Here is a 25,232-nt window from a genome sequence, read left to right on the forward strand (position 1 = left end):
ACTATTTATGCAGAATATTCACCTGAAATTGGTGCTATCTTGTAAGAACCTGTCACAGACTCTCTTGCATTTGAGCTATATAAGGTTCTAGAATACGAGTTAAAATCCTAAACCACCAACCAGTTAAGGCCTATGAAAACATTTACTCGATACAAAACTATCGCTATACTCCTTGCTTACTGTTTAGTACTCGCTATTTATCTCTTACCTCAAACAGTTCGAGGCCAATCCTTCACCATGGAGCAAGTTGGGAAATTCAGTTTCCCCTCAGAACTCACTTCCTCTCCTACTGGTGAGAAAATTGCCTGGGCAATGAATGAGCAAGGCAAACGAAATGTGTATTTCGCAGAGGGACCCGCTTTTGATCCTAAAAAACTGACTCAATTCAACGAAGATGACGGACAGGAGATAAGCAGTTTGCAATTCACTCCAGATGGAAAATGGCTGATCTTCGTCCGTGGCGGAGATCATGGTGGTGGAAATGCTTCCTCTACTGTGAATGCTCAAAATCTTCCAAAACTCCCTAAAGTTGAAATTTGGAAAATCAATCTTTCTACTGGTCAAACGGAAGCTATTATCGAAGGAGATGATCCTTTTGTGGGTTATCCGCATCAATTGGGCTTTCTCAAAGCTGGGCAAATCTGGACGCTGGACTTAGATAGCTCAGCCAAACCTAGCCAGTTGTTTGAAGTAAAAGGTAATGTAAATACTGCACAGTATTCACCCGATGGGACTAAGCTGGCATTTGTCTCGAATCGTGGCTCTCATTCCTTGGTAGGGATCTACCAAAATGACACTTCTCCTATCCAATGGGTTTCTCCTTCATTTCATAGAGATGTACTCCCCCAATGGTCGCCTGAAGGAAATCAAATCGCATTCATCAGACTTCAAGGAGGAAAAGGCGCCGCATTTCCAGTGTTAGAGCCAAGACACAATCCTTGGGAGATCTGGATCGCTGATGCATTTTCTGGAAAAGGCAAAAAGCTTTGGAAAGCAGCAGAAACCCTGCGAGGCTCTTATGCTTATCCATTCTTTTCATTCTCTGCAGATGGTAATTTGGTTTTCCAGTCCTATGAAGATGGCTGGCAGCACCTCTATCACCTAGATGTAGGCTCCGGCAATACTAAGCTGCTGACCCCTGGTGACTATATGGTGGAGCAAATCAAAATTAGTCCTGATCGAAAAAGGTTGATTTTCGCTGCAAATACAGGCAATACTCCAGAAGATTTGGACAGAAGACATATTGGCTCCATTACTATTTCGACTGCACAACTGTCTTGGGAAACTGAAGGTGAAGGCATAGAAGCTTATCCTGTTTGGTTAGGAGATCAAGATAAAAAAGCATATTTCTCAGCTACTGCAAGGCGTTCACATTTGATAGCTGTCAATGATGGTGCAAACACCAAACTATTGCAAGAATCCATTATCCCTAGCGATTTCCCCCAGGCTTCCCTAGTAGTACCTAAACAAGTGAAGTTTACTGCGCCAGATGGTACGACGGTCTATGGGCAAGTATTTGAAAAGGAAGACGGATCTTCAAATAAACCTGGGATTATTTTCGCACACGGCGGACCACAACGCCAGATGCTTTTGGGTTGGAGCTATATGGACTATTACTCCAACACCTATGCACTTAACCAATATTTAGCAGAACTCGGGTTCGTAGTTTTATCTGTTAACTACCGCCTGGGCATTGGTTATGGTTATGAATTCCACCGACCAGCCTATGGCTATTATCAAGGGGCGGTAGAATACCAGGACATCAAAGCTGGAGGTGAATTTCTTGCCAATTTGCCACAAGTCAATGGTGAAAAAATTGGGATTTATGGTGGCAGTTACGGAGGATATTTGACCGCTTTGGCACTAGCCAGAGATTCAAATTTATTCAAAGTAGGCGTGGATATTCACGGTGTGCATGATCTGGATGGCAGGTATGATTTACCAGAAACCTACGAGGTGGCTGCAGATTATGAAAAGGCCAAGAAAATAGCTTGGGAATCTTCCCCAATGGCCGATCTCAAAACTTGGACTTCCCCAGTTCTTTTTATTCATTCCGATGACGACCGAAATGTCTCTGTCAGCCAAACTGCCGATCTCATCCGAAGGTTTGAGGAATTAGGAAAGCCCTATGAGTCAATACTTATTCCAGGAGATACCCATCACTGGATGAAATGGTCCAATATGATCCGAGTAGACCAAGCAACTGCTGACTTTCTGAAAAGACATTTGATGGACTAAGGCATCCATGATCAAACTGTAATGAGATGTTTCTTTATCGATGCCCCAGATGGATTGCCGATCGAATTTTATGAACTATAATTTCGAGCTATTTCTGAGCCTATAAAAGTAATCTTAGCTCTATACTAGCCATTGCCATCAGGACTGTCTATCTGTTCTAGACCTCAATAAACCGACGAATTTCTATTGTCGAACCACGGTTGGTGAGCATGTCGAACCACGGTTGGTGAGCCTGCCTCCCGAAGGGATGGCTTGCCGAACCACAAAAAAAGCCCGAGGAATAAAATTTTCCCCGGGCTTTACTTTGATCAATAATCCTTAAGGATTTTGAACCATATTATCATTAGCATTCATTTCGTCAATTGGAATCTGCCACTGCCAGTTATCTGTACCAGCTGCCTCAGTGTATTTCCCGTTAATCACTGACTCTACGAAATTAGCTCCAGTTCTATCCAACGGAAGGTTTAATCTCTTCAAATCATAAAATCTGAAACCTTCGCCCCATAATTCTATTCTTCTCTGGATCATTATCTCATCAACAAGATCTGAACCTGTATTAGAAGACATAGCGTAATCTGGGTCTCTCTCTGAAACAAAATCATACAAAACTTGCGCAGCCTGTGCGTCATTACCAGATCTAGCTAAAGCTTCAGCCTCGTTCAAGTACATTTCTGCTGCTCTCATGTAAGGAACATCACCTACAGATGATGCATTACCCTGTGCAAGAAACTTACGATTCATGTAATCTCGCTTTGAAAAACTTGACAATGTCGCCTCATCGATAAATGGATCTCGCATATCTGGATCAGATGCATTTGGGTCCCAAAGTCCTTTTCTGTAATCTGAATCTGGAATCATATCATAAAGACTTGAGTTTATCGCCTTTGGATTAGATCTAATATTAGTTGAAGAGAAATTCAAAGACATATAAGCGAAGTACGATGCAAAGAAAGTCTGCTGATCATCTTGCTGAAAACTGCCCCAGATCCATTCCGAATTATCTATATTATTGAATCCTTCATAAAGCTCAGACTCAGACATCAAGTCAAATCCTTCGCGAGCTTCCCCTGCTAACCGAGCAGCAGTAGAGTAATCTTCTTCGATCATTGCTACACGTGCCTGAATACCTTTTACTACGTTAATATTCAAGTGAGATTTAGCATTTCTAGATCCACCTAGTGGCTCCAATAAATTTGCAGCAGCAGCCAAATCAGTATTTACTTGAGCATAAACCTCAGCTACCGTATTTCTAGCACCACCTTCAGTGATCGGCTCTAAAACGATAGGTACACCCAATTGAGAATTAGCCCCAGATGCATCATAGCGCTCAGCAAATAGCTGCACTAGATTCAAATGAGCCCAAGCTCTATAGGCCAATGCTTGACCTTTGATTTCATCTCTTTCTTGCTGGGCACCTTCCGCCTCATCTATATTAGCGATGATCATGTTCGCGTTACCTATTACTTTATAGTAATATCTCCAAACAAAACGTACATCACCTGCATTTTCATTAGAGTGAGTCAACCATCTAGACATAGACACAAACCAACCGTTACCAGTAGTAGTGAACACTACGTCATCAGACATTACATCACGCATGATCATCACACCACTTTCTGCAGGCTGGCCCTGACTATCAAAACGCAACAATAGCATTCTGTGAATACCATTTAATGCGGCCATGGCATTCTGAGTGGATTCAAATGTCTCTTCTACACCTACTGCATCTGTCGGAGTAGTATCTAAGTAATCGTCCGCACAACTAGTACTGACGAAAAGTGCTACCACTATAAATATTTTATTAATATGTTTTTTCATCGTCATTCTAAATTACAGGTTCAAATTAAGTCCCAGAGTGAAAGATCTAGCTGGAGTATATGTGTTTGAAGTAGTACCGTTGAAAGTACCAGACACATACATACCCTGTCTAGATGACATCCAACCTAGGTTTTCACCAGCTAAATAAAGCGTAGCATGCTTCACTTTGATTCTTTTCAAAAACTCTTTAGGGAATGTGTAAGAAACATTCACAGAACGGAAGTTCAGATAAGAAGCGGAAGTCAGCCAACGATCGGAGGCCACATTAGTATTTGCAGCTCCAGTTACATCCATCTTTGGAACATCAGTGATATCACCTGGTTGTTGCCATCTATTCAAGATATCAGTATGCAATGCACCACCTTCAGTAGCAGCATCCATTAATCCACCGTAAATACCATCGTAGATATCTCCACCTACAGAGAAACTCATTAAGACACTTAATGAAAATCCTTTATAAGTGAACGTATTGGTCAAACCACCAAAGAAATCAGGAATAGCAGATCCAGCATAATGGAATCTAGCATTCCCTTGATCTACTGTTAGTGTATCTGAACCTACGATACGGATATCATTATCATCTTCGTCAAATTCTTCAGCACGGAATAATCCGTCTCCAGTGTCAGGATCTACGCCATACCAGTCTCTCAACCAGAAGTCATAGATAGAACTACCAACTTCATATTTCTTTGTTCCATTGATCTGCTCTTCAAAAGGAAGCTTCTTGAATTCATTGTCAAACGTAGATACGTTCAATCCTACATTCCATTTGAAATCACCTGATCTTACCACATCTCCAGCAATGCTGAATTCTATACCTTGATTGGACATGGTACCGATGTTCTGGAACCTACTTTCAAGACCGGTTGTCAATGACAAAGGAACTTCAAACAGCAAGTTTTCAGAAACTCGGTTAAAGTATTCAAGTGTACCTTGGAATCTATTGCCGAAAGCAAAATCAACTCCTATATCGAACGTATTATTTGATTCCCAAAGAAGTTCTCTCGCTGCTAAAGAAGCTTGCAAGATTCCTGGCTCAGGCCCATTGTTATTTCCAAGGTCATACAATGCCTGCCATGGATAAAATCCACTAACATTATTATTACCTACCTGACCATAAGAAGCTCTCAACTTCAACAATTGAATAAAGCTAGAGTTGAAGAAATTCTCCTGATCAATTGTCCAGGCTCCACCTACTGAGAAGAAGTTACCCCATCTTACATCCTTATAGAATCTTGAAGAACCATCTCTTCTGAAGGAAGCAGAAAAAGAGTACTTATCGTCATAAACATAATTTACTCTAGAGAAGTAAGATTCAATTCTATCCACGTCAGTTCTACCGGTAGCAGAGTTAATCGTCACGAAGTTGTCAGGCTCAATATTACCTGCCACAATCTGATCTTGCTTAGCAATGTATTGTCTTTCTACTTGGTAATCATAATTCTCATGACCAACTAAAGCTTCTACAAAGTGCTTCTCCTGGAATACTCTATTATAAGACAAGATCTGGTTAAATGTTAGAGAATTAGTTCTGATATTCGACCTGTTGGTTCTACCAGCAGGAGCTCCATCACCTACGATTTGGTTATCATAACCCACATCCAATAAGGATGTCATATCAGTGGAAATGTTTGTTCTGATAGTAAAATCCCTTAGGAAGGTGGCCTCTACATATGCTCTACCTGAAATCACATCTCTGTCGAAAGAATCTACATTAAGTAGTGTTTCTTGAACAGCATGACGACCGGCAGATGCATCTGCACCTCTACTAGGAAGTCCTAGAGCAGATAAGTCTCCCGTGTCATAGATCTTATCTCCATTTTCGTCAAGTATGTATCCGCCAGTTTGCATGTTCTGAGCATATACTGGATAGATTGGACCTATATTTCTAGCAAAGAAGAATGGGTTCACATAACTAGAGCTACCTGTAGATCTAGAGTTGTTTCCCTCGCTCATGGTAGCAGATAGGTTCAATCCAGTCTTTAACCACTTAGTTGCTTGCGTATTTACATTTACTCTAGCCGTGAATCTTTCTATATCAGACTGAATCACAAACCCTTTTTCATTCAAGTAGTTGAAAGAAGTATAGAAATCTGTCTTTTCAGAACCACCAGAATAGGTCAAATTATACTCTTTACGATCCCCTCTTCTTTGAAGGTAATCGAACCAATCCAAACCTTCAAAGTTGTTGACTGCGCTTGAATTCAATGTTCCGTCTAAACCAACAACTTGATCATCAGGAACATTGTAGATATTGTACTTCAGTACATTATCGATCAAATTGGTAGAGGCATACTCAGCTGCCTCAGCTGGAGAATTACCAGCACCAAGCCTACTATTGTTCAGAGATTCCCAAACTAAAGGATAGTATTGATCTGGGTTTACACGGTCATACTCAGGAAGAGCTCTCCCTGAAAAACCTTGCTGAATCTTCAAGTTGAAAGTAGGCTCATTCTTTTTACCAGTTTTGGTAGTAATCATGATCACCCCATTCGCAGCACGAGCACCATATAAAGCAGAAGAAGATGCATCCTTGAGGATGGTCATGTCCGCAATATCAGATGGGTTTAGGTTAGAAAGATCTCCATCATATGGAACTCCATCTACTACATATAATGGAGAAGAGGAAGAGTTCACAGAACCTACCCCACGAATCCTAACAGCAGGAGTAGCGCCAGGTTGTCCTGAAGCAGAAGTAGTAATCACACCAGGAGCTTGACCTTCGATAGCGTTTACCACATTATTGATAGGTCTATCAGCAATCTTATCACCTTTCAATGAAACTGCAGAACCGGTAAAGTTTCCTTTATCAACAGTACCACCGTAAGCCGTGATCACAACTTCCTGCAAATTTTGCGCATCAGGAGTTAATGTCACATTGATCTCAGATCTGTTTCCAATAACCTCTTCCTTGCTCAAATAGCCAATGTAGCTAAAGACCAAAGTAGTGGCACCGTCAGGAACTTCTAAGTTGTAATAACCATCTAGATCAGTAATCACACCTGTACTAGTTCCTTTTACTAAAATGTTGACCCCAATGAGTCCATCGGGCTCTTCATCTGCGACTACCCTACCAGATATGGTACGCTGCTGAGCAAACACCGTACTGGTCATCAGTAGTCCAAAGAGCAAACTGAGTAATGTTTTCTTCATAAGTTTTAATTAATTGTTTACAAGCACAGCCCCACCTTGGGGTTGCATTTTCTTTAGATATTGAATTATATGTGCTTTTTTTTATTGCAACTCCTTAGAAAATAGAGATTTTAGATAGCAATACTTATTAGTTTCAACTGTCGAAATCATTTTTCAAAATCCTTCTTTAAATAGTGTCTAACCTCGAAATGGCCAAAAGTGAATAAACCAGTTTTTCGAAATCGGACATGTTTTTCTCTTTATATCTGGGTTATACTAACGTAAATTTAACATCAATTATGATTATTCAATCATTTAATATGAATAAATGCCCTATTTAAAGAAATATCCGATTTGAAACCCAAAAACAATAGGTAGCTTCTCAAGCTTTTCAAGAACAAAAAACAAGCCTCCATTTACCTATTCTTCCTAATAAATGGAGGCTTGTAACAATCTGTTTCAACGATTAATTAATTGGTTTTTTCCAGCTCATTTATATTTTTCACATACTTTTCTAACCAGGTATCCATTTCCCAGAGCATGTGATTGATAGACTCCTTCGCAGAATAACCATGGCTTTCATTCGGTAAGAAAACCAATCTAGCTGTAGCACCATGACCTTTCAAGGCATTATAATAGCGTTCAGACTGTATAGGGAATGTCCCTGAGTTATTATCTGCCTGTCCATGAATAAGCAAAATTGGAGTTTCTACCTTGTGCGCAAAGGAGAATGGCGACATGTTGAAGTAAACTTCTGGAGCCTCCCAATAGGTTCGCTGCTCATACTGGAATCCAAATGGTGTCAGTGTTCTATTATACGCACCACTTCTGGCGATACCTGCCGCAAAAAGATTAGTATGCGAAAGTAGATTTGCAGTCATAAACGCCCCATAAGAGTGGCCACCTACAGCTATTCTATTGCGGTCGCCAATACCAAGATCAACAATTTCATCAATGGCTGCTTCGGCATTTGCTACTAGCTGATCAATAAAGTAATCATTTGGTTCTTTATCTCCTTCTCCTACAATCGGCATCTCCGTTCTATCCATAATCGCATATCCCCTAGTCACCCAGAAAAGAGGGGAACCATAACTTACACGTGTAAAAGCATATTGTGAACCTCTTACCTGTGCAGCTACCTCTTTGGACTTATACTCTCTAGGATATGCCCACATCAGCACCGGTAAAGGCGCATCTTTTCCTGGCTCAAAACCCTCTGGAGTATAAATCACCGCAGATAGATTCAACCCATCGTTCCTTTTATAGGTAACTAATTGCTTTTGAATCCCCTTAATAGATTCATAAGGATTGTCAAAATTGGTCAATTGGCGAGGAGCCATTCTCTTTTTCGTATTCACCAACCAGTAGTTCGGCTGAATATCAGTGCTCTCTTTGATTGTGATAAACTCCGAAGCATCATCATTGAGCACCTTGGCAACACGCTCATAGTACGGAGCCTGAGACCTCCAAAGTATGTTTTCCTCCTTAGTCTTGACATTAAAGGTTGACAAATAAGGCATATTCCCTTCTGGAGAACCTCCTGGGCTGGTCATATACACCAAATCTCCTTTTCTTAGGATCACATTTTCACCGTATTCATTTTCCTCCATCACGGGATCTCCTGGGTCATTGTACAAATCATCTGAAGAACGATCTATAATGACTTGCTTAGCCTGTGAAGGATTGGATGGATTAATGACTGACCTAATATCCCTTCTAGTTCTAGACCAGCGCTCGCTCATAATGGCAAATGTATCATCCGACCAGTCTATCCCTGCAAACCGGTAAGCTGATGTAGCCAATTTTTGCTTGGAACCAGAGAAAGGTGCTGCCAAAGTATAAACAATCTCACGCTCTGCTATATCCACACGCGCATCTCCTCCATCTTGAGCTTCTACCCAATACAGTACCGCTGGCTTATCGGCTCTCCAGCTAATGTATCGTGGACCAGTAACAGTAGCATCAAAACCTGTCGGTCTATTTTCATCTAATTCGATTTGCACCAAGGTTTTCACCTTCTTCCCTGCTCTTGACCAGATCTCTACATCATAAGGGAATCTATTCGCTGGAACCAAATAAGAAAATGGCTTCTTGATCAAATCAACCATTAAGTAATTCCCATCTGGAGAAAGATCCAATGATTTAATCATTCCATTTTGGCCTATTGGTTTTTGATTCCCCTCTAGATCAATTTCCATCAACTGTGAATCCATAAAATAAGCAAAGAGCGTCTCATCATAAGGATTCTCCAGTAAATCTTGATAGGTTCTGTTCGGCGCCGCCTCTCCAGTAGTTTCTTGAATAATAGGTCCAGCAGGAGCTGATGGCTTTACTGGAATTGACCCGCGTGATGGGTTGACTGCTTTCACTAGCAATTTATTGTCAGGAGTCCATAGGACCGAATTCCCATAGACATCATTTACAATCTTATCTGTTAGTTTTTTCGCAGAATTAGTATTCAAATCAACCAGCCAAAGGCTAATTCCATCTGCCTCAGTCTGCGTGAACACCATATATTTCTCATCATGCGAAAATCTAATTCCACCCATATTTGGCTGCGTCGGCAATCCAGTAATCTGAACTTCTTCCCCAGATTGCGTTTTCTTAATTTTAATATTTTCAACACCAATCTGACGACTTGGTCCAGAGGTAGCAGGATTGATCCGCATACCAGCAATTTTCAATTCAGGCTGAGACAAAACCTCAATACTTGGATTGTCTGATCTCTCCATCAGCAGCATCCAGTCTCCCTCTTTGCTAAATCGAACAGAAGGAGTGCTTGGTGCATTTACCAAATCTGAAATTGATTTGGGAGGAGTTTGGTAAGTACTTTGCGCCGAAACTTCCGCCTCAAAAAATCCGAGAAGAATCAGAAAAGCAAATAATAGTGTAGCTCTTAATTTCATTGTGTTATATTTTGGTTAACCTAAAATAATGTAAACAATCTATAAGCTTCATCAAATTCAGATAAAAGGCTAAAATATTGTTTCAACAGCAGATAATCCTATTAATCAGAAAAAGAATAGGTAGTTTCAAATTTGGTTTATGAAATAGTACAACGCTAACCTCTCTACCCATAACCTACAACAAAAGACGCTCATGTCCGAACTAAAAACCAAAGCCACAACTGAATCCGTCGAAGATTTCCTGAATAGCATAGAACAGGCAACACGAAAGGCTGATGGATTGAAGCTCCTTAAGATTTTCAAAGAAGAAACGGGTGAAGAACCAGTGCTTTGGGGCCCAAGCATAGTGGGATTTGGGAAATACAAATTCAAATACCCCTCGGGCAAAGAAATGGACTGGTTTCCAGTTGGTTTCGCGCCAAGAAAACAATCCATATCCGTCTACATAATGCTTGGGAATGCTGATTTGGAACCTTTTCTGGCAAAATTGGGTAAACATAAAAAATCCAAAGGATGTCTTTACATTAAAAAATTATCCGATGTTGATGAAGATATTTTTAGGGAAATGATCCGTACTTCCATAAATTTAGTCCAATCAAAAAACCAATAATAATTATGCTACATGTTTTAAATGGTGATTCGTTAGCATCCTCATTTCCAGCCAGTATTTCTGGCAATATTGCTATTATCCGCGAATGCCTAGTGGATGGTCCAGTGAATGCTGAAACTGTCGATGAACTCGCAGTTATTCGTGCTAATTATTTATCTAAAACTTACCCAGAAGCTTCTGTAACGGATTACAACACGAATGTAGTCCCTGAATTTGAGAAAATCCTAACAGCCACTGCGGCCACGCAGGTCTACCTTTGGTTTGAAAATGATCTGTTTTGTCAGGTTAATTTATGGTTTGTGGTAAACCTTCTGAAACATCATAAAGGTCAACTTTATCTGATCAATCCTACCACGGATCTAATCGAAGGTTTTGGAGGAATGAATGAACTTCAGCTAGAGCAAGCCTACCGGGATGCAAAGCCACTTACTCCTAATGAGCGTCATATTTTGTCTGATATGTGGGATATTTATCAAAGAGCTGATGTAGCTGAGGCACTTACACTTTCAAAGCAAGTCAGTCCTGAGTTACCTTTTCTATACCCTGCTGTCCAAGCTTGGAAGGATTCTATTCCGCATGGAGATTATCTAGGCAAGCCAAAAGAAGCGATGAAAGATATTGCTGCTCAATTAGGAACAGATGACTTCGGGAAAATCTTTCGGGCATTTCATGTGAAATATGCTATTTATGGCTACGGTGATTTGCAAGTGAAAAGACTTTGGGAAGAATTGAAAAAAGAAGAAGTTAAAAATAAGTAAACAGGGACGAGTCACATAGAGCGAAGTCAAATGATATTTAATAAAGTAAAATTGACTTCGACTTCGCTCAGTCTGACCTTCCTAACTTTACTTATTCTAATTCTTGAAGCATTTTCTCAGAGGAATCAATTGTCCCCTTATACTTTTTATAGGCCCACTTACTGAGTATATACATAAATACTGGGCCTATAATCAAGTAAAAAAGCCAGAAAATAGGGTTAGAGATCTTCTCAATAGAGCCGTTCAACTCAGCTATTGGTGAAATCAAGGCAAGCATTAGGATTCCGCCAAGAACAATTGAATATCTCTGCACTTTTAAAAACCTCTGCTTACTTAATAAGAATTCCTCCAGAATTTTTGAAGGAGACTCTGATTCAACTTTCAAATTTCTCATTCCATTTATTGCAGATAGGCTAGCGGTAGGAAGTGCTAGCAGAATGAATATGCTTATCAGTGCGAATATTTGGTTGTACCAAAGTTCAAAATCTGAAAAATGGGAAAGTAAATACATGGCATAGCCCACGCAAAATAACGAACCAATGATTTCTGGGATTCTAATGGCATTAAGCTTACTTCTGAATTTTTTCTTAGTGATTTCCATAAGTAGTTCTTTTTGGATTTTATCTTGTTTTTCCACCTGCAGACTTAGATCTGCCCAAAGTGATTTCATTTCATCGAGTTCCATCTGTAGTAGATTTAGGATTCATTTCTGATTTAAGCTTTTGCCTGATTCTAGACATTCTTGTACCTACATTGCTTACAGAGATTCCGGATATCTCGGCGATTTCTTCGTAGGTCTTTTCTTCCAAAAAGAGAAAGATAATTCCACGATCCAGCAGGTTCAATTTTCTAATCTGAGTGTAGAGCAACTGGATTTTCTCCTCTTTCTCCGAATCATTTGACTCAGTAAATTGAATAGTCACCTGATCAAAAGGCAGCATACTCAATTGCTTTTTGGACTTATTCAAATGCGTAATAGCCGTGTTCATCCCGACCCTATAGAGCCAAGTGCTCGGCTTCGAAGCTTTTTTGAAGTGATCAAAAGACTTCCAGGTCTGGTACACGATCTCCTGATACAAATCATCCTGTTCGGCTTTTTCCTTCGCATAGATCGTTGCGATCTTGTAGATCAGACCCTGATTTTGATGGATAAGATTGACGAACGCTTCCTCTTTACTCATTTGATTTCATTTACTCCATTAGTCTATGATCTTCGAGAAAAATCACAGAATTGTTGAAAAATTTTTAGAAAATAATAAAATACTTGCAGAAGAACCGTTCGTGGAGCACAGAGCACACGAACGACAGCGTACAAAAAAGTCCAGCTTCTGGAGAAGCAGGACAACGACTAATGAACTGCTAAAATAATCCTTGGCGTTCTCTGCGTAACTCTCCGTGTACTTTGCGGTAAAAACACGAAATCCATCACAAATCATTAATTTCGGGTATGCAATGGTCCACCGAATTCACTATTCCTGAATCACAATTCCCTATCTCCCATCAGAGCAAAATCCTAAGTATGGGCTCCTGCTTTGCCCAGACCATTGGACAAAAAATGATTGATGCTAAAATGGATTGCCTAGTCAATCCTATTGGAACAATCTTCCACCCAATGATTTTGGGCGATCTGCTGGATCATGCCATATTTCAGGACAAGCTTGAGGAAGACGGAATTCTTGAACGGGATGGGGTATATTTTTACCTAGGCGCACACTCAGATCTATATGCTGAATCCACCGAGGAACTCAAACAGAAATATGCTCATCAACTTGCTGAGGTCAAAGAATATCTAGAAACAGGCACACATCTTATCCTAACCTTGGGTACCTCGTGGATTTACCAGACAGAAGACTTTGGCAGAGTAGCCAATTGTCACAAACTTCCACAAAAGAATTTCCGCAAAAAGCTCGTCCCATTGGACGAAATGCAATTACATTTTAACCACATTTTCGGGAATATTTCCAGAGTATATCCGAATCTAAAAATCATACTTACGGTAAGCCCTGTCCGTCACATCAAAGATGGAATTCCAGAAAATCAGTTGAGTAAAAGCTTTCTTCGAGTACTCTGCTCGCAGTTGGAAAACCGATTTTCCTTTGTCTCCTATTTTCCAGCTTATGAGGTCATGATGGATGAATTACGCGATTATCGTTTTTACAAAAAAGACCTGATCCATCCAACTGAGGAAGCTGAAGATTATATCTGGGAAAAGTGGAGTAAGTCGAATTTCACTACTGAAACTCAGGCAAAAAACCTGGAACTTCAAAAAATCAAGCTTGAACTCTCCCATCGACCACTTAATCCTAATAGCGAAGGACACAAGAAATTTCTACAGAATCTTCTTCAAAAGCTGGAACGATTGAATGAGGAATTTGATTTTTCAAGGGAGATAATTGTCGTCCAAGAAAAACTTTAAATATGATTTATTTACGAATTACGAAATACGATTTACGAGGCGAAACTCAGTGTTAATATAATTTTACAACCTCAACATTTTCTATCTCAAACCATCAAGCTTTCCACCACAAAACTTTACAACCTTACCACTTTACAACCCTTCGACTTCGCTCAGGGTGACAAGCCCAAACTCTAAAATGCTAAAACACAGCAATAAACTCTCAGAAAGCCAATCCCCCTACCTCCTCCAGCACGCCCACAATCCTGTGGATTGGATGCCTTGGGGAGCTGAAGCCTTGGAAAAAGCCACTAGCGAAAACAAACCGATTCTAGTTTCTATAGGATATTCGGCATGTCACTGGTGCCATGTGATGGAGCGGGAAAGTTTCGAAGATGAGGCCACGGCAGAGATCATGAATGCACATTTTGTTTGCATCAAAATTGACCGGGAAGAGCGTCCAGACATCGACAATATCTATATGGATGCTGTGCAGGCAATGGGATTGCAAGGTGGATGGCCGCTGAATGTCTTTCTAATGCCCAACCAGAAGCCTTTCTATGGCGGCACTTATTTCCCAAATCAGCAATGGAAAGGACTTTTATCAAACATCGCCACTGCCTTTGAAAACAATGAAGATCAACTGGCTGAAAGCGCCGAAGGTTTTGGCAACAGCCTCAATAGAAAGGAAACAGATAAATATGGGATTTCTGCTGGGAATCAGGAATTGGATCCAGATGAACTTGCAGAGATTGCCACTAAAATAACCGCTCAATTCGATTCAGAATGGGGCGGTATGAATCGCGTCCCGAAATTCCCCATGCCAGCAATCTGGCATTTCATCCTTGACTATGCCGTTCTCAGCAAGAATGATACGATGCTCAAAAAGGTCTTTTTCACTTTAAAAAAGATCGGAATGGGCGGGATTTACGATCAGCTGAGAGGTGGCTTTGCTCGCTATTCCGTGGATGGAGAGTGGTTTGCGCCACACTTCGAAAAGATGCTTTACGACAATGGGCAACTGCTAGAATTGTATGCAAAAGCTTATCAAGTGAGTAAAGATGAGTTTTTCAAGGAAAAAGTCACTGAAACTGTTGCTTGGCTGGAAGCAGAAATGCTAAATGGCGAAGGAGGATTCCACGCCGCTCAGGATGCAGATTCTGAAGGAGTGGAAGGCAAGTTCTACGTGTGGACTTACGAGGAACTTCAACATATAATTCCAGAGGAACTCCCTTGGCTCAGCAAATTGTACAATCTCAAACCCGGCGGAAACTGGGAGGAAGGAGTAAATATCCTTTTCCAAACAGAAGACGAAAAAGCAATCGCTGAAGAGTTTGGGATGGATTTATCAGATTTCAAATCCAAGCTGGAAAAAGTAAAATCTCAACTTCTTGAAGTGAGAAATCAACGGATTTATCCAGGGAAAGATGATAAAATCCTAAGTGGCTGGAATGCATTGATGAGTGCAGGTTTGTTTCAGTCTTACTATGCTACGGGTGAAAAAAGCATGCTTGATTTGGCAATCAAGAATCTTAAGTTCCTTCAGGAAAAACTACTGATTGATGGAGTTTTACATCGTGCTTACAAAAATGGAAACGCATATACCCCTGGCTTTTTGGAGGATTATGCCGCTGTGATCAGAGCATCCATGATGGCTTTTGAAGCAAATGGAGATGCTCGGTGGTTAGATTTTGCGAGGTCATTGACTGACTTCTGTCTGGCAGAGTTTTACGATGAAAGCGACGGCTTTTTCTTCTTCAACAATCCCAAAGCTGAAAAGCTGATTGCTAATAAAAAAGAGCTTTTTGACAATGTGATTCCAGCTTCAAATTCAATTATGGCAAGGAATCTTCATCGCCTGTCACTTTTCACCTACGAGGAGAAATACTCCGAAATCGCGTCAAAAATGCTCGGAGGCATGAAAGAACTTATTCTGAAAGAACCAGGATTCCTTTGCAACTGGGCAAATCTATTTTTGGAAAAGCTAGTCCCTACAGCAGAAATTGCAATTGTCGGAAGCGGAGCATCGGACAAGGCTAGGGAATTTCAGCAGAGCTATTCTCCTAATATGATTTTGGCTTACTCAGAAAGTTTGACAGAAAATGCCGCAATTCTCGCCGATAAGACACCCGATCCGCAAGGAAATGCCTTAATTTATGTTTGCTTTGATCATGCCTGCCGCAAACCAGTCGGCACGTATGATGAAGCCATTTCACAACTCCCCTATTTAGCCTGATCCTTGGAAAGCCTGTTTGGAGATCAAGATTTGTACCCACCCGAAAGCGGAAATAATTTCGCAGATATCATCCTGCCTGTTCCGATTCCGAGGATGTTCACCTATAGTATTCCATATTCCATGCAGCCTGAGATTAATCTTGGTGCTCGTGTGATTGTGCAGTTTGGGAAGAAAAAAGTCCTTACTGGAATCATAGGCAAAGTACATAACAAGCCTCCTCAGGCATATCAGGCCAAGCCAATCTTGGAAGTGTTAGATGATACACCAAGTGTCAATCCACTTCAAATTCGTTTTTGGGTTTGGATGGCCGAATACTATTTCTGTCATATTGGGGAAGTCATGCATGCGGCTTTGCCCTCCGGATTGAGATTGAGCAGCGAAAGCAAAGTTCAATTGAACCCTAATTTCGATAGAGAGACGAGCAAATTCCCATTAGATGATCGGGAGATCATGATCTTAGATGCATTGAACTCCAAGCCAGAGCTTTCCTACGATGACTGCGAAAAAGTGCTTTCTATCAAGAGTATTCATCCCATTCTCAAAAGCCTGGTCAAGAAAGAAGCGATCCTGATTTTTGAGAAAGTTCAGGAGAAATACACACCTAAGGTAGAAACTAGAATAAGGCTCAAACCTGAGATCGTCGAGAATAAAAATGCACTTCAGGAGATTTTTGAAACTCTGTCTAACAAAGCCAAGCAGGAATCCATTCTCCTAAAATACTTACGCGATGTGCCAGTGCTACAATTGCCTAAGTCGAACATTAACGGCCTTGACAAAGCGACTTTGCTAGAAGAGGGAGATTCTGAAAGTTCACTGAAAACACTCATCAAAAACGGTGTTTTTGAATCCTTCAAAGTTGTCGTAAATCGACTTGCTGAGGAGGAGCCAGAATCCAAACCAGCAGTTCTCTCTACCAGTCAGCAGTCTGCTTTCGAGGAGATCAAGCATCAATTTGAAAGCAAACAATCAGTTTTACTTCATGGGGTGACTGGTAGTGGAAAGACTGAGATTTACATCCAAATGATCCGAGAAGTGCTAGATAGCGGTTCCCAAGTCTTGCTTCTTTTACCAGAAATCGCTCTTACTACTCAGATTGTGACGCGCTTGAAAAAAGTATTTGGAAGTCAAATGGGAGTTTATCATTCCAAGTATTCGGATAATGAGCGTGTGGAAGTTTGGAATGGCGTTATAAGCGGTCGCTTCTCTTTTGTGGTGGGTGTGAGATCATCCATTTTCCTGCCCTTCGACAGTTTGGGACTTATTATCGTAGATGAAGAACATGAGTCAAGTTACAAGCAGTTTGATCCAGCACCTAGATTCCAGGCAAGAGATTCTGCGATTATGCTTGCCTATTTTCATCAGGCAAGAACGCTCCTGGGATCTGCTACACCGTCTTTTGAATCTTATTTCAATGCCAGCCAAGGCAAATTCGGCTATGTTGAATTGACACATCGTTTTGGAGATGCGAGCATGCCGCATTTTCATTTAGCTGACATGGCAGCTGACAAGAGAAAGAACCTACTCAAACTAGATACGACTCGTATTTTGCGCGAGCGAATCCAGGACGCACTGGCGAAGCAAGAACAAGTCTTGATTTTCCAAAACCGTCGAGGTTACTCACCTTATATCCAGTGCGAGGATTGCGGATGGACGGGTCAGTGTGTGCAATGTGATGTGAGTTTAACATATCATCAATTTTCGGAAGAACTCCGCTGTCACTATTGTGGGTACAAAGAGAAAACTCCTAGCTCCTGCCCTGCTTGTGGAAGTACCCAACTGACCACCATGGGCATGGGAACTGAGCGAATAGAGGAATCTTTAAGTTTACTTTTTCCTGAAGCTAGAATTGGCAGAATGGACCTGGATACAACCCGAAACAAACATGGATACCAGCGATTATTAGATGAATTTGGATCTGGAAATCTGGACATTCTAGTCGGAACTCAGATGATAACCAAAGGTCTAGACTTCGGAAGAGTAACGGTAGTTGGTATTTGGGATGGAGACAGAATTTTGAATTTCCCTGATTTCCGTGCAGGAGAAAGAGCCTTTCAGCAAATCACCCAAGTTGCAGGAAGAGCTGGCCGTAGAGAAGTGCAAGGCCAAGTAATTGTGCAAACTAGAGATCCAGACACACAGATATATGCTCAAGTTATAAAGGGCGATTATTTGGAGTTTTTCAATCATGAAATTCATGATCGCAAGAAATTCTACTATCCACCTTTTGTAAAGCTGGTAAAGATCACCACACGACATGCTGATTATAAAGTCGCAGAAAAGGCTGCTCTAAACCTTCATCATGGCATGGCGGAGATTCCTATTAAAAAAATCGTGCTTGGCCCCGAAAAAGGCATTATAGCCAGAATAAAGAATCAATATCAATTTGAGAGTTTGGTCAAGCTGGATCGATCTGGAAATACTCCAGTAATTTTCAAAGAATACCTCTGGAAAATCACTGAAGAGCTTAAGTCCAGACCGGAGTTTCGCTCCGTGAGGTTTGTGGTGGATGTGGATCCTTCTTAGATTAATTGATTTGAAGAACTTCTCCGCCGGAACAGATTGAAAAATTGGAAGATTACAGATTAATCTCATTTCACAGTTAGAGAACATTCAAAGAAAGGTAGATGAACAAATTTCAGAACTTAATTAACCCTGAGAGCCACTTCGTTCTTCTGTCATCGGTCTTCCAGCCTGAACAGCTAAGATTTTAAGGGTAATGGCATAGTTGAGGATAATTAACAAATTCAATTCTCCTCAATAAACCCCAGCACATCCTTATAGACTTTTCCTCCAGTCCATAGAAACTGAGTAATCATTGGAATATGTTTTTTATTAGGATAGATTTTCACAGTCACATCATCAATTCCTTTTTCTTCAATCCGCTTCATAAAACGTTCTCTACTGGCTTGAATGCTGGGATACGTTCTCCCTCCTTCCAAAATCAACATAGGAGACAAATCTTCCGTCAAGAAGTACATCGAAGAATATTCCTTCCAGACCGCAGGATCATCGGTAAAAGCATTCAGATACTTCTTGCCTTCTCCGGTACTCGTTTCTTCTAGATACCCATACATATCCAAACCTGCAGCGTCTATCAAAATAGAACCTGCCAATTTCTTTCCATTCTCAGAAGCTTCCAAATCTCCCTCCTTCACTGCAATCAAAGAAGCCAAATGCCCACCTGCAGAATGTCCGGAAACAAATATCTGATCAGGATTGCCTCCATAGCTTTCAATGTTGTCCTTCGTCCAATTCACAGCGGCCAAGGCAGATTTTTGCATAGCTGAAATCTGATAGTCTGAAGCCAGAGGATAATCAGCAATCACCACAATCACATCCCTTCTAGCCAGTCTGTTTCCGAGAAAGTGATACATTTCCTTTTTTCCACTTTCCCAACTTCCACCGTAGAAAAACACGAGTACAGGGAGATTATTGGCCTTTTTAGGCGCGTAAACATCCAGATTTTTATTTGGCAAATCCTCCTGGGTTGTGGCCGAAATGTAGTTGATGTCTTTGGTTCTGTGAAGGGATTGAAAAGCGCACGAGCTTATCAAAAAAGTAAAAATAAATAAGGGGAAAAGTCTAAACATATTTAGTGGTTTTCTATAGAAACGTAGCAAGTCGTGAATTCGGTTTGCACTAGAATTATCGTCATTGCGAGGAGATACGACGAAGCAATCTGACGGAATTTAGCATCATTGCGAGTAAGAAAAATTTAGAATTTACAAAAGAGTGATGACGGTGTATGCCTGAGCACTTGAGAGACGAGAGTCTCGAAATCGAAGGCTCCTTAAAATAAGCCAGTGAAGTTATTGTCCTCAACTTCGCTACCTATGACAGATTGATTTGAGGACATCAAAAGATGGTCAGTTCGAGCGAAGTCGAGAACCTTTCGACTTCGCTCAAGGTGACCATCGTTATGGTTCCAAACCAAATTACTGTCATTTCATTTTTGTATGTTCAAGGAATATTTAATACTCGGACTGACACGATTTGCGGTGAAAATTATAATCCGTCATTGCGAGGAGGTACGACGACGCAATCTGCTTGTATTAATATGATTGCTTCGTGCCTCGCAATGACGATAAGCTGATATATATTCTAAAGCGAGATTGCTTCGTCCCTCGCAATGACGCTGCATCACAAAGCTATCTAAGAAACTACTGGATTGCTTCGATCCTAAGGCGTTTGCAATGACCTGATACAAGGAAGCAATGAGGCTACACCGCCGGTTCCTGCTGGCTCAGACAGTGAAAACTACCCAAGCCCCATATAATATCTGTAGAATCTACTCCCACTACTTTGCGATCAGGGAAACAGCCAGAAATAATATCAAGCGCTTGCTGATCCTTTTTATCTCTGAACGTAGGAACAACTACAGCATGGTTTGCAATGTAAAAATTGGCATAAGAAGCCGGTAGTCGCTGATCATCCCAGATCACTGGAGCTGGCATAGGAAGTTCGATCACGTTGAGTTGCTTTCCATTTTCCAGACGCATCTTATGAAGACGCTCCAAATTCTCCTGAAGCAACCCGTGATTTTCATCTGCTACATTTTCTTCCACCACAGTCAAGACCGTATCCTCATTGACGAAACGAGTAATATCATCAATATGCCCATCGGTATCGTCACCGATGATCCCATCGCCTACCCAGAGAATCTGATTTACACCATAAAAATCCTGAAGATACCGTTCAATCTGTCCTTGATTGAGATGTGGGTTTCTATTTTCATTGAGTAGACAGGCTTCTGAAGTCAAAAGCGTTCCTTTTCCATTAAACTCAACAGAACCACCTTCCATTACCATACCGGGCTTGAAACATGGAATTCCCAATTCTTTTGCGATTTTGATTGGAATCTCATTATCAAGATCATGCGGCGGATACTTTTCTCCCCATGCATTGTAATTCCATTTAACCAATACTTTCTTCACATCCGCATCTGGATTGATCAGGAAAGCTGGCCCATGATCTCTACACCAAGCGTCATTTGTTGGAAAAAAGTGAAAACGGATATTCGCCAAGTTTACTCCCGCTTTTTCCAAATGTGCCAATGCAAAAGCTTTCATCGCCTCATCAGCGACATTAATATTGACTATTTCGCCAAGTGCCACGTATTTGATGAACTCGGAGTATGGCGCAAAAATCGTATCCAATTTGCCCGGCCACGAGCCTTCTTTGTGAGGCCAACTAAGCCAAGTTGCGGTATGTGGTGCAAATTCCGCAGGGAAATAATAGCCTAATTCGGCCGGAGTCTTCTCTCCCGAATTGGCTAAAGCAAATATATCTGTCATGCTCATTATTCTTCGTCCAAGTATCGCTTAGTTATTGGCTGATATGAATCAATTCTACGGTCTCTCAAGAAAGGCCAGTGTGTTCTGTATCGGTCAGATCCTGCGAAATCAAGTTCTTCCACATGTACTTGTTCCTCGTCATGAGAGGCTTTGAATAACACTCTTCCGAAAGGATTGGAGACAAAAGAACCGCCCCAAAATTTCATATCACCTTCAATACCAATTCTATTTACAGAAACTACAGGAATACCATTAGCAACAGCATGAGAGCGCTGAATCGTCTGCCAAGCGCCATATTGCTCGTCGTTGGTCAGTCCATCTTGATCCTTGTGCCAGCCGATTGCTGTAGGATACACCAAGAAATCCGCTCCTTTCAAAGCCGTGATTCTTGCCGCTTCCGGATACCACTGATCCCAACAAATCAGCACACCAATATTCCCGAATCTGGTTGGGAAAACTTTGTAACCCAAGTCACCTGGTGTGAAGTAAAATTTCTCATAATACCCCGGATCATCAGGAATGTGCATTTTTCTGTATTTGCCCAAATAGGCTCCATCTGCATCCAAAACAGCAGTGGTATTATGATATAGACCTTCGGCTCTTTTCTCAAAAAGAGAAGCCACGATCACCACACCAAGTTCTTTGGCTAGCTCGCCAAGTGAATCGGTAGATGGGCCAGGAATAGCCTCGGCCAATTTAAAATTTTCGTAATTTTCCACGTCGCAGAAGTACAAAGAGCGGAAAAGCTCCTGCAATACTACAACCTGTGCGCCCTTAGCAGCAGCGTCACGAACACCAGCGATGGTTTTCGTCATATTTTCTGCCACATCTGAGGAGCATGCCAACTGGACTAAGCCAACTTTTACAGTTTTATTTGCCACGATAGATCATTTTGATGAATGAGGTGTAAAGATACTTTTGTGCTCATCCATTCCCAAACCGAACATGTGAAATTCATGGATCGGTAAGCTGGATGAAATACGGTAGCAATAACTAAAAGACAGTGAAAATGATTCATTTTGAAAAAGAAGTCAGATAGCACAATTACCAATATTCAATAATTAGATATAACCAATTGATTTTCAGAGAAAAATAAAACACAATCCACTAGGATCAACGGAAATAAAAATCACACCAAAGATATTATTTTCTAACATAATTGTCGCACATTCGTTCATATGATAAATTATATTATCAAATGATAAAATATGGAAAAGACTATTGATAGATACCAGAAATTGCATGAAGTAATGGGCAAGGAAAATCTAAAGGATAGAGTTGACAGCCCTTTTGATTTTATTTCCCTTGCGAACAAAGGCATAAATTCTAATGCTGTAATTCATTTCATTGATTATTTCAATCTCTCCAAAAACTTTACCGCTACTCTTTTAAACTTATCAGAACCAACTCTTTACAGGCTTCTAAAATCAAAGCAAGATTTAAAAAGGAATAGCTCAGTTCAATTACTTGAAGCAGCAGATTTATTCCTGTACGGCATCGAAGTTTTTGAGAGCAAAGAAAATTTTTTCAAATGGTTACACCTTCCTAACACTTCCTTGGGAGATATTGAACCGCAGGAATTAATTGAAATTCCTGGAGGAATATCCAAAGTGAGGGATATTTTAGGAAGAATCGAGCATGGTGTCTACAGTTAATCATGAAGGTGTATCGAATAGCAGGTAAAAAACATGCTAGTGATATTTATGGATCAGGTGCGGCGATGTTTGGGGGTCGTTGGAATAGAAAAGGTTCGCCTGTTCTCTACACTGGGGAAAGCATAGAAATAGCACTGCTCGAAATAGTTGTACATACTCCACCAGCCATAGTTCCAGCTTTGGATATCTTGACCCTAGATATTCCTGATGATTCAATTTCTGAAATTGAAATAAAAGATTTACCCGATAACTGGACAAACTACCCTGCACCAGCAATTCTAGCAGAAATAGCTGAAGCCTGGATAAACTCCAATAAGTCTATAGCACTTAAGGTACCAAGTTCTGTGATTCATAGTTCAAGAAATTACATACTTAATTGCAGACACCCCGAATATCATAGAGTGAAAGTTATTGAGCAGGTTGAGTTTCGGTTTGATCAGAGGTTGATAAAATAAAAGTAATTTAACTTCCGATTCCTCAAACGACGAATCAACTTCTCATAATTAATCATAACACAGGCAGTAAATGTCTCTAACCACCAAATCAATCTTTCTAGTTTTACTAGGTTTCCTACTCTGCTTTACCGCTCGAGCTCAGGATGAATCACTGCTAAAAGGAAGAGTGCTGGCAGAAAGCTACTGTGGCACCTGTCACGCCTACCCAGCTCCTTCCCTTTTGCCCAAGACAATCTGGAGAAAACAGGTTCTCCCACAGATGGCTGCTATGATGGGGATAAAAACGGCTCAGGACAGTTTGGGTGTTTACGAGAATAAATCTGAGGAGGAGATTGCCATCAGTAAGAAGCTAGGGGTTTATCCCGGCTCCAATATGATCAGTGTCGAGGATTTTCAGGCAATCGTGGATTTTTACGGTGCTGAAGCTCCAAAAGAACTAGCTGCTCAAAAAGCAAAAGAAGCCCCAGATCCCTTACAGAAATTTACCGCTGAGAAGCTTTTCATAGAGGGGATCCAAAGTCCAAAGACAAGCCTAGTTGCAATCAATGAGGAAACATCGGAGCTTTTTATAGCAGATGCCACGACCAATCAGCTCTATGTAAAAGTTCCTAGCGATGAGCTTTACACTCTACCTCAAGCTAGCAGTCCAGCCGTCGCTTTAATCAAAAAAGCTCCTAAGGTTTACAATTTTATTTCCATTGGGTCAATAGCTCCGAGCGATCTTTCTCAAGGTGCTATTTTTGAAATGAATTTGAATTCCGACTCTTGGACTCAGGTATTGGATGACTTGCCTAGACCTGTTTTTGGAATCTGGGAAGACCTGGAACAGGACGGGAAACCGGATTTATTACTTTGCAACTATGGCCATCATGGAGGAAATATCTCAATTTATCCAGATGGAAATCTTAGCTCAAATCCCATTCAACTGGGTGGAGCTGGTGCTAGAAAACTTGAAGTTGTAGATCTCAACTTGGACGGAAAATTGGATATCGTAGCACTCTTTTCCCAAGGCAACGAGCGTATCTCTGTTTTTTACAACCAGGGAAATGGTGAATTCCAAGCTGAAAAAATACTGATGAGATTCTCACCGGTGATGGGCTCCAGTTATTTTGAATTGCAAGACTTAAATGCAGATGGAGAATTGGACATACTGTATAGCAATGGAGATAACTGGGATTACTCATCTGTCCCAAAGCCTTATCATGGTTATCGTATCTATGAAAACAAGGGAAATGACAAATTTGAAGAAGCTTGGTTTTACCCACAATATGGAGCAGTCAAGGCCATGGCTGTGGACTTTGATGCAGACGGAGATTTAGACTTGGCGACAATCGCATTTTATGATGAACTCCAAAATCCTAAGCATCAATTTTTGCTTTTTGAAAACATAGGAAATATGACTTTTAAACCCAAGTATATGCCTGAGGCAGCATTGGGAAAATGGATGACTATGGATGTGGGAGATCTAGATGGCGACGGAGATCAAGATATCGTCCTCGGATCCTACCTGCATAATACACTCGAATACACCAAACTAGTGATTCAAGGAATAAATGAACTTCCGAATGTCTTAATTTTAAAGAATGGGAAAAATGATTAAGCTCAGCCCAAAGTTATACTATTTCCCCACCGGTAATTGTGGTTTTCTTGTTTAAGGAAAAACCTAGCATTTTAACTATTGTGGTGATGTTACATTTATATCAAAAGTCCTAGGTGCAAGATATTTAATCTGCTA

17 protein-coding genes are annotated in these 25,232 nt (G+C 40.8%); 9 read left to right on the forward strand and 8 right to left on the reverse strand.

What is annotated here, in order from left to right; genetic code table 11:
• The first annotated feature begins 132 nt into the window (after positions 1 to 132).
• Entirely contained in the window at positions 133 to 2,238 is a 2,106-nt protein-coding gene (locus LV85_RS10385) for a prolyl oligopeptidase family serine peptidase (protein ID WP_111319071.1), read from the forward strand.
• Between the two features lie 318 nt (positions 2,239 to 2,556).
• On the opposite strand, the gene LV85_RS10390 is transcribed toward LV85_RS10385, so the two are convergent.
• The 3 genes from LV85_RS10390 to LV85_RS10400 all read right to left on the reverse strand — a co-directional run bounded on the left by LV85_RS10390 (position 2,557) and on the right by LV85_RS10400 (position 10,094).
• Positions 2,557 to 4,056: a RagB/SusD family nutrient uptake outer membrane protein gene (locus LV85_RS10390; RefSeq protein WP_111319073.1), complete on the reverse strand. Its 1,500-nt coding sequence runs from the start codon at positions 4,054 to 4,056 to the stop codon at positions 2,557 to 2,559.
• 12 nt (positions 4,057 to 4,068) lie between these two features.
• On the reverse strand, positions 4,069 to 7,209 hold the full coding sequence (locus LV85_RS10395) for a SusC/RagA family TonB-linked outer membrane protein (RefSeq protein ID WP_111319075.1): 3,141 nt from the start codon (positions 7,207 to 7,209) through the stop codon (positions 4,069 to 4,071).
• A 449-nt stretch (positions 7,210 to 7,658) separates the two neighbouring features.
• Complete coding sequence (locus LV85_RS10400) at positions 7,659 to 10,094, reverse strand: S9 family peptidase (RefSeq protein ID WP_111319077.1); 2,436 nt, start codon at positions 10,092 to 10,094, stop codon at positions 7,659 to 7,661.
• Positions 10,095 to 10,287: 193 nt separating this feature from the next.
• Between LV85_RS10400 and LV85_RS10405 the strand changes: the two genes are divergently transcribed.
• Together LV85_RS10405 and LV85_RS10410 are read left to right on the forward strand one after the other, a co-directional pair.
• Positions 10,288 to 10,704: a DUF1801 domain-containing protein gene (locus LV85_RS10405; RefSeq protein ID WP_111319079.1), complete on the forward strand. Its 417-nt coding sequence runs from the start codon at positions 10,288 to 10,290 to the stop codon at positions 10,702 to 10,704.
• A gap of 5 nt (positions 10,705 to 10,709) precedes the next feature.
• Positions 10,710 to 11,462 carry a DUF1835 domain-containing protein gene (locus LV85_RS10410; RefSeq protein ID WP_111319081.1) on the forward strand — a complete coding sequence of 251 codons (753 nt, stop codon included), beginning with the start codon at positions 10,710 to 10,712 and terminating at the stop codon, positions 11,460 to 11,462.
• A gap of 91 nt (positions 11,463 to 11,553) precedes the next feature.
• Here LV85_RS10410 and LV85_RS10415 read toward each other — a convergent pair whose 3' ends face one another.
• Both LV85_RS10415 and LV85_RS10420 read right to left on the reverse strand, forming a co-directional pair.
• On the reverse strand, positions 11,554 to 12,147 hold the full coding sequence (locus tag LV85_RS10415) for a hypothetical protein (RefSeq protein WP_111319083.1): 594 nt from the start codon (positions 12,145 to 12,147) through the stop codon (positions 11,554 to 11,556).
• The gene (locus LV85_RS10420; protein WP_111319085.1) at positions 12,134 to 12,643 is read right to left on the reverse strand and encodes an RNA polymerase sigma factor; all 510 of its coding nucleotides are present in this window, start codon (positions 12,641 to 12,643) and stop codon (positions 12,134 to 12,136) included. The genes LV85_RS10415 and LV85_RS10420 overlap by 14 nt, the downstream gene beginning before the upstream one ends.
• A gap of 266 nt (positions 12,644 to 12,909) precedes the next feature.
• Between LV85_RS10420 and LV85_RS10425 the strand changes: the two genes are divergently transcribed.
• The 3 genes from LV85_RS10425 (at position 12,910) to priA (ending at position 18,616) form a co-directional block, all read left to right on the forward strand.
• Positions 12,910 to 13,878, forward strand: a complete 969-nt coding sequence (locus LV85_RS10425) for a GSCFA domain-containing protein (protein WP_111319087.1) — start codon at positions 12,910 to 12,912, stop codon at positions 13,876 to 13,878.
• 178 nt (positions 13,879 to 14,056) lie between these two features.
• Positions 14,057 to 16,093: a thioredoxin domain-containing protein gene (locus LV85_RS10430; RefSeq protein WP_111319089.1), complete on the forward strand. Its 2,037-nt coding sequence runs from the start codon at positions 14,057 to 14,059 to the stop codon at positions 16,091 to 16,093.
• A 3-nt stretch (positions 16,094 to 16,096) separates the two neighbouring features.
• The gene (gene priA / locus LV85_RS10435) at positions 16,097 to 18,616 is read left to right on the forward strand and encodes a replication restart helicase PriA (protein WP_111319091.1); all 2,520 of its coding nucleotides are present in this window, start codon (positions 16,097 to 16,099) and stop codon (positions 18,614 to 18,616) included.
• A 221-nt stretch (positions 18,617 to 18,837) separates the two neighbouring features.
• Here priA and LV85_RS10440 read toward each other — a convergent pair whose 3' ends face one another.
• The 3 genes from LV85_RS10440 to LV85_RS10450 all read right to left on the reverse strand — a co-directional run bounded on the left by LV85_RS10440 (position 18,838) and on the right by LV85_RS10450 (position 22,268).
• Positions 18,838 to 19,683, reverse strand: coding sequence for an alpha/beta hydrolase (locus LV85_RS10440; protein WP_111319093.1), 846 nt, complete (start codon positions 19,681 to 19,683; stop codon positions 18,838 to 18,840).
• Positions 19,684 to 20,313: 630 nt separating this feature from the next.
• On the reverse strand, positions 20,314 to 21,387 hold the full coding sequence (locus LV85_RS10445; protein ID WP_111319348.1) for an agmatine deiminase family protein: 1,074 nt from the start codon (positions 21,385 to 21,387) through the stop codon (positions 20,314 to 20,316).
• A gap of 5 nt (positions 21,388 to 21,392) precedes the next feature.
• The gene (locus tag LV85_RS10450; protein WP_111319095.1) at positions 21,393 to 22,268 is read right to left on the reverse strand and encodes a carbon-nitrogen hydrolase; all 876 of its coding nucleotides are present in this window, start codon (positions 22,266 to 22,268) and stop codon (positions 21,393 to 21,395) included.
• Between the two features lie 327 nt (positions 22,269 to 22,595).
• Here LV85_RS10450 and parS point away from each other — a divergent pair, with 327 nt between their 5' ends.
• The 3 genes from parS (at position 22,596) to LV85_RS10465 (ending at position 25,097) form a co-directional block, all read left to right on the forward strand.
• A complete protein-coding gene (gene parS / locus LV85_RS10455; RefSeq protein WP_111319097.1) occupies positions 22,596 to 23,042 on the forward strand; it encodes a type II RES/Xre toxin-antitoxin system antitoxin in 447 nt (148 codons plus the stop codon).
• 2 nt (positions 23,043 to 23,044) lie between these two features.
• A complete protein-coding gene (locus tag LV85_RS10460) occupies positions 23,045 to 23,497 on the forward strand; it encodes an RES family NAD+ phosphorylase (protein ID WP_111319099.1) in 453 nt (150 codons plus the stop codon).
• Positions 23,498 to 23,567: 70 nt separating this feature from the next.
• Positions 23,568 to 25,097: an FG-GAP repeat domain-containing protein gene (locus LV85_RS10465; RefSeq protein WP_111319101.1), complete on the forward strand. Its 1,530-nt coding sequence runs from the start codon at positions 23,568 to 23,570 to the stop codon at positions 25,095 to 25,097.
• The last annotated feature ends 135 nt before the right edge of the window (positions 25,098 to 25,232 follow it).

It is taken from the genome of Algoriphagus chordae (assembly GCF_003254055.1).
Taxonomy (GTDB): Bacteria; Bacteroidota; Bacteroidia; order Cytophagales; family Cyclobacteriaceae; genus Algoriphagus; species Algoriphagus chordae.

Bases quoted from the DNA above. Each gene is read 5' to 3' on its own strand.
- LV85_RS10460 (WP_111319099.1), top strand. From the start codon at position 23,045: ATGAAGGTGTATCGAATAGCAGGTAAAAAACATGCTAGTGATATTTAT.
- LV85_RS10405 (WP_111319079.1), top strand. From the start codon at position 10,288: ATGTCCGAACTAAAAACCAAAGCCACAACTGAATCCGTCGAAGATTTC.
- LV85_RS10390 (WP_111319073.1), bottom strand. From the start codon at position 4,056: ATGAAAAAACATATTAATAAAATATTTATAGTGGTAGCACTTTTCGTC.
- LV85_RS10415 (WP_111319083.1), bottom strand. From the start codon at position 12,147: ATGGAACTCGATGAAATGAAATCACTTTGGGCAGATCTAAGTCTGCAG.
- LV85_RS10425 (WP_111319087.1), top strand. From the start codon at position 12,910: ATGCAATGGTCCACCGAATTCACTATTCCTGAATCACAATTCCCTATC.
- LV85_RS10410 (WP_111319081.1), top strand. From the start codon at position 10,710: ATGCTACATGTTTTAAATGGTGATTCGTTAGCATCCTCATTTCCAGCC.
- LV85_RS10430 (WP_111319089.1), top strand. From the start codon at position 14,057: ATGCTAAAACACAGCAATAAACTCTCAGAAAGCCAATCCCCCTACCTC.
- LV85_RS10400 (WP_111319077.1), bottom strand. From the start codon at position 10,094: ATGAAATTAAGAGCTACACTATTATTTGCTTTTCTGATTCTTCTCGGA.
- LV85_RS10395 (WP_111319075.1), bottom strand. From the start codon at position 7,209: ATGAAGAAAACATTACTCAGTTTGCTCTTTGGACTACTGATGACCAGT.
- LV85_RS10445 (WP_111319348.1), bottom strand. From the start codon at position 21,387: ATGACAGATATATTTGCTTTAGCCAATTCGGGAGAGAAGACTCCGGCC.
- LV85_RS10465 (WP_111319101.1), top strand. From the start codon at position 23,568: ATGTCTCTAACCACCAAATCAATCTTTCTAGTTTTACTAGGTTTCCTA.
- LV85_RS10420 (WP_111319085.1), bottom strand. From the start codon at position 12,643: ATGAGTAAAGAGGAAGCGTTCGTCAATCTTATCCATCAAAATCAGGGT.
- LV85_RS10440 (WP_111319093.1), bottom strand. From the start codon at position 19,683: ATGTTTAGACTTTTCCCCTTATTTATTTTTACTTTTTTGATAAGCTCG.
- parS (WP_111319097.1), top strand. From the start codon at position 22,596: ATGGAAAAGACTATTGATAGATACCAGAAATTGCATGAAGTAATGGGC.
- LV85_RS10385 (WP_111319071.1), top strand. From the start codon at position 133: ATGAAAACATTTACTCGATACAAAACTATCGCTATACTCCTTGCTTAC.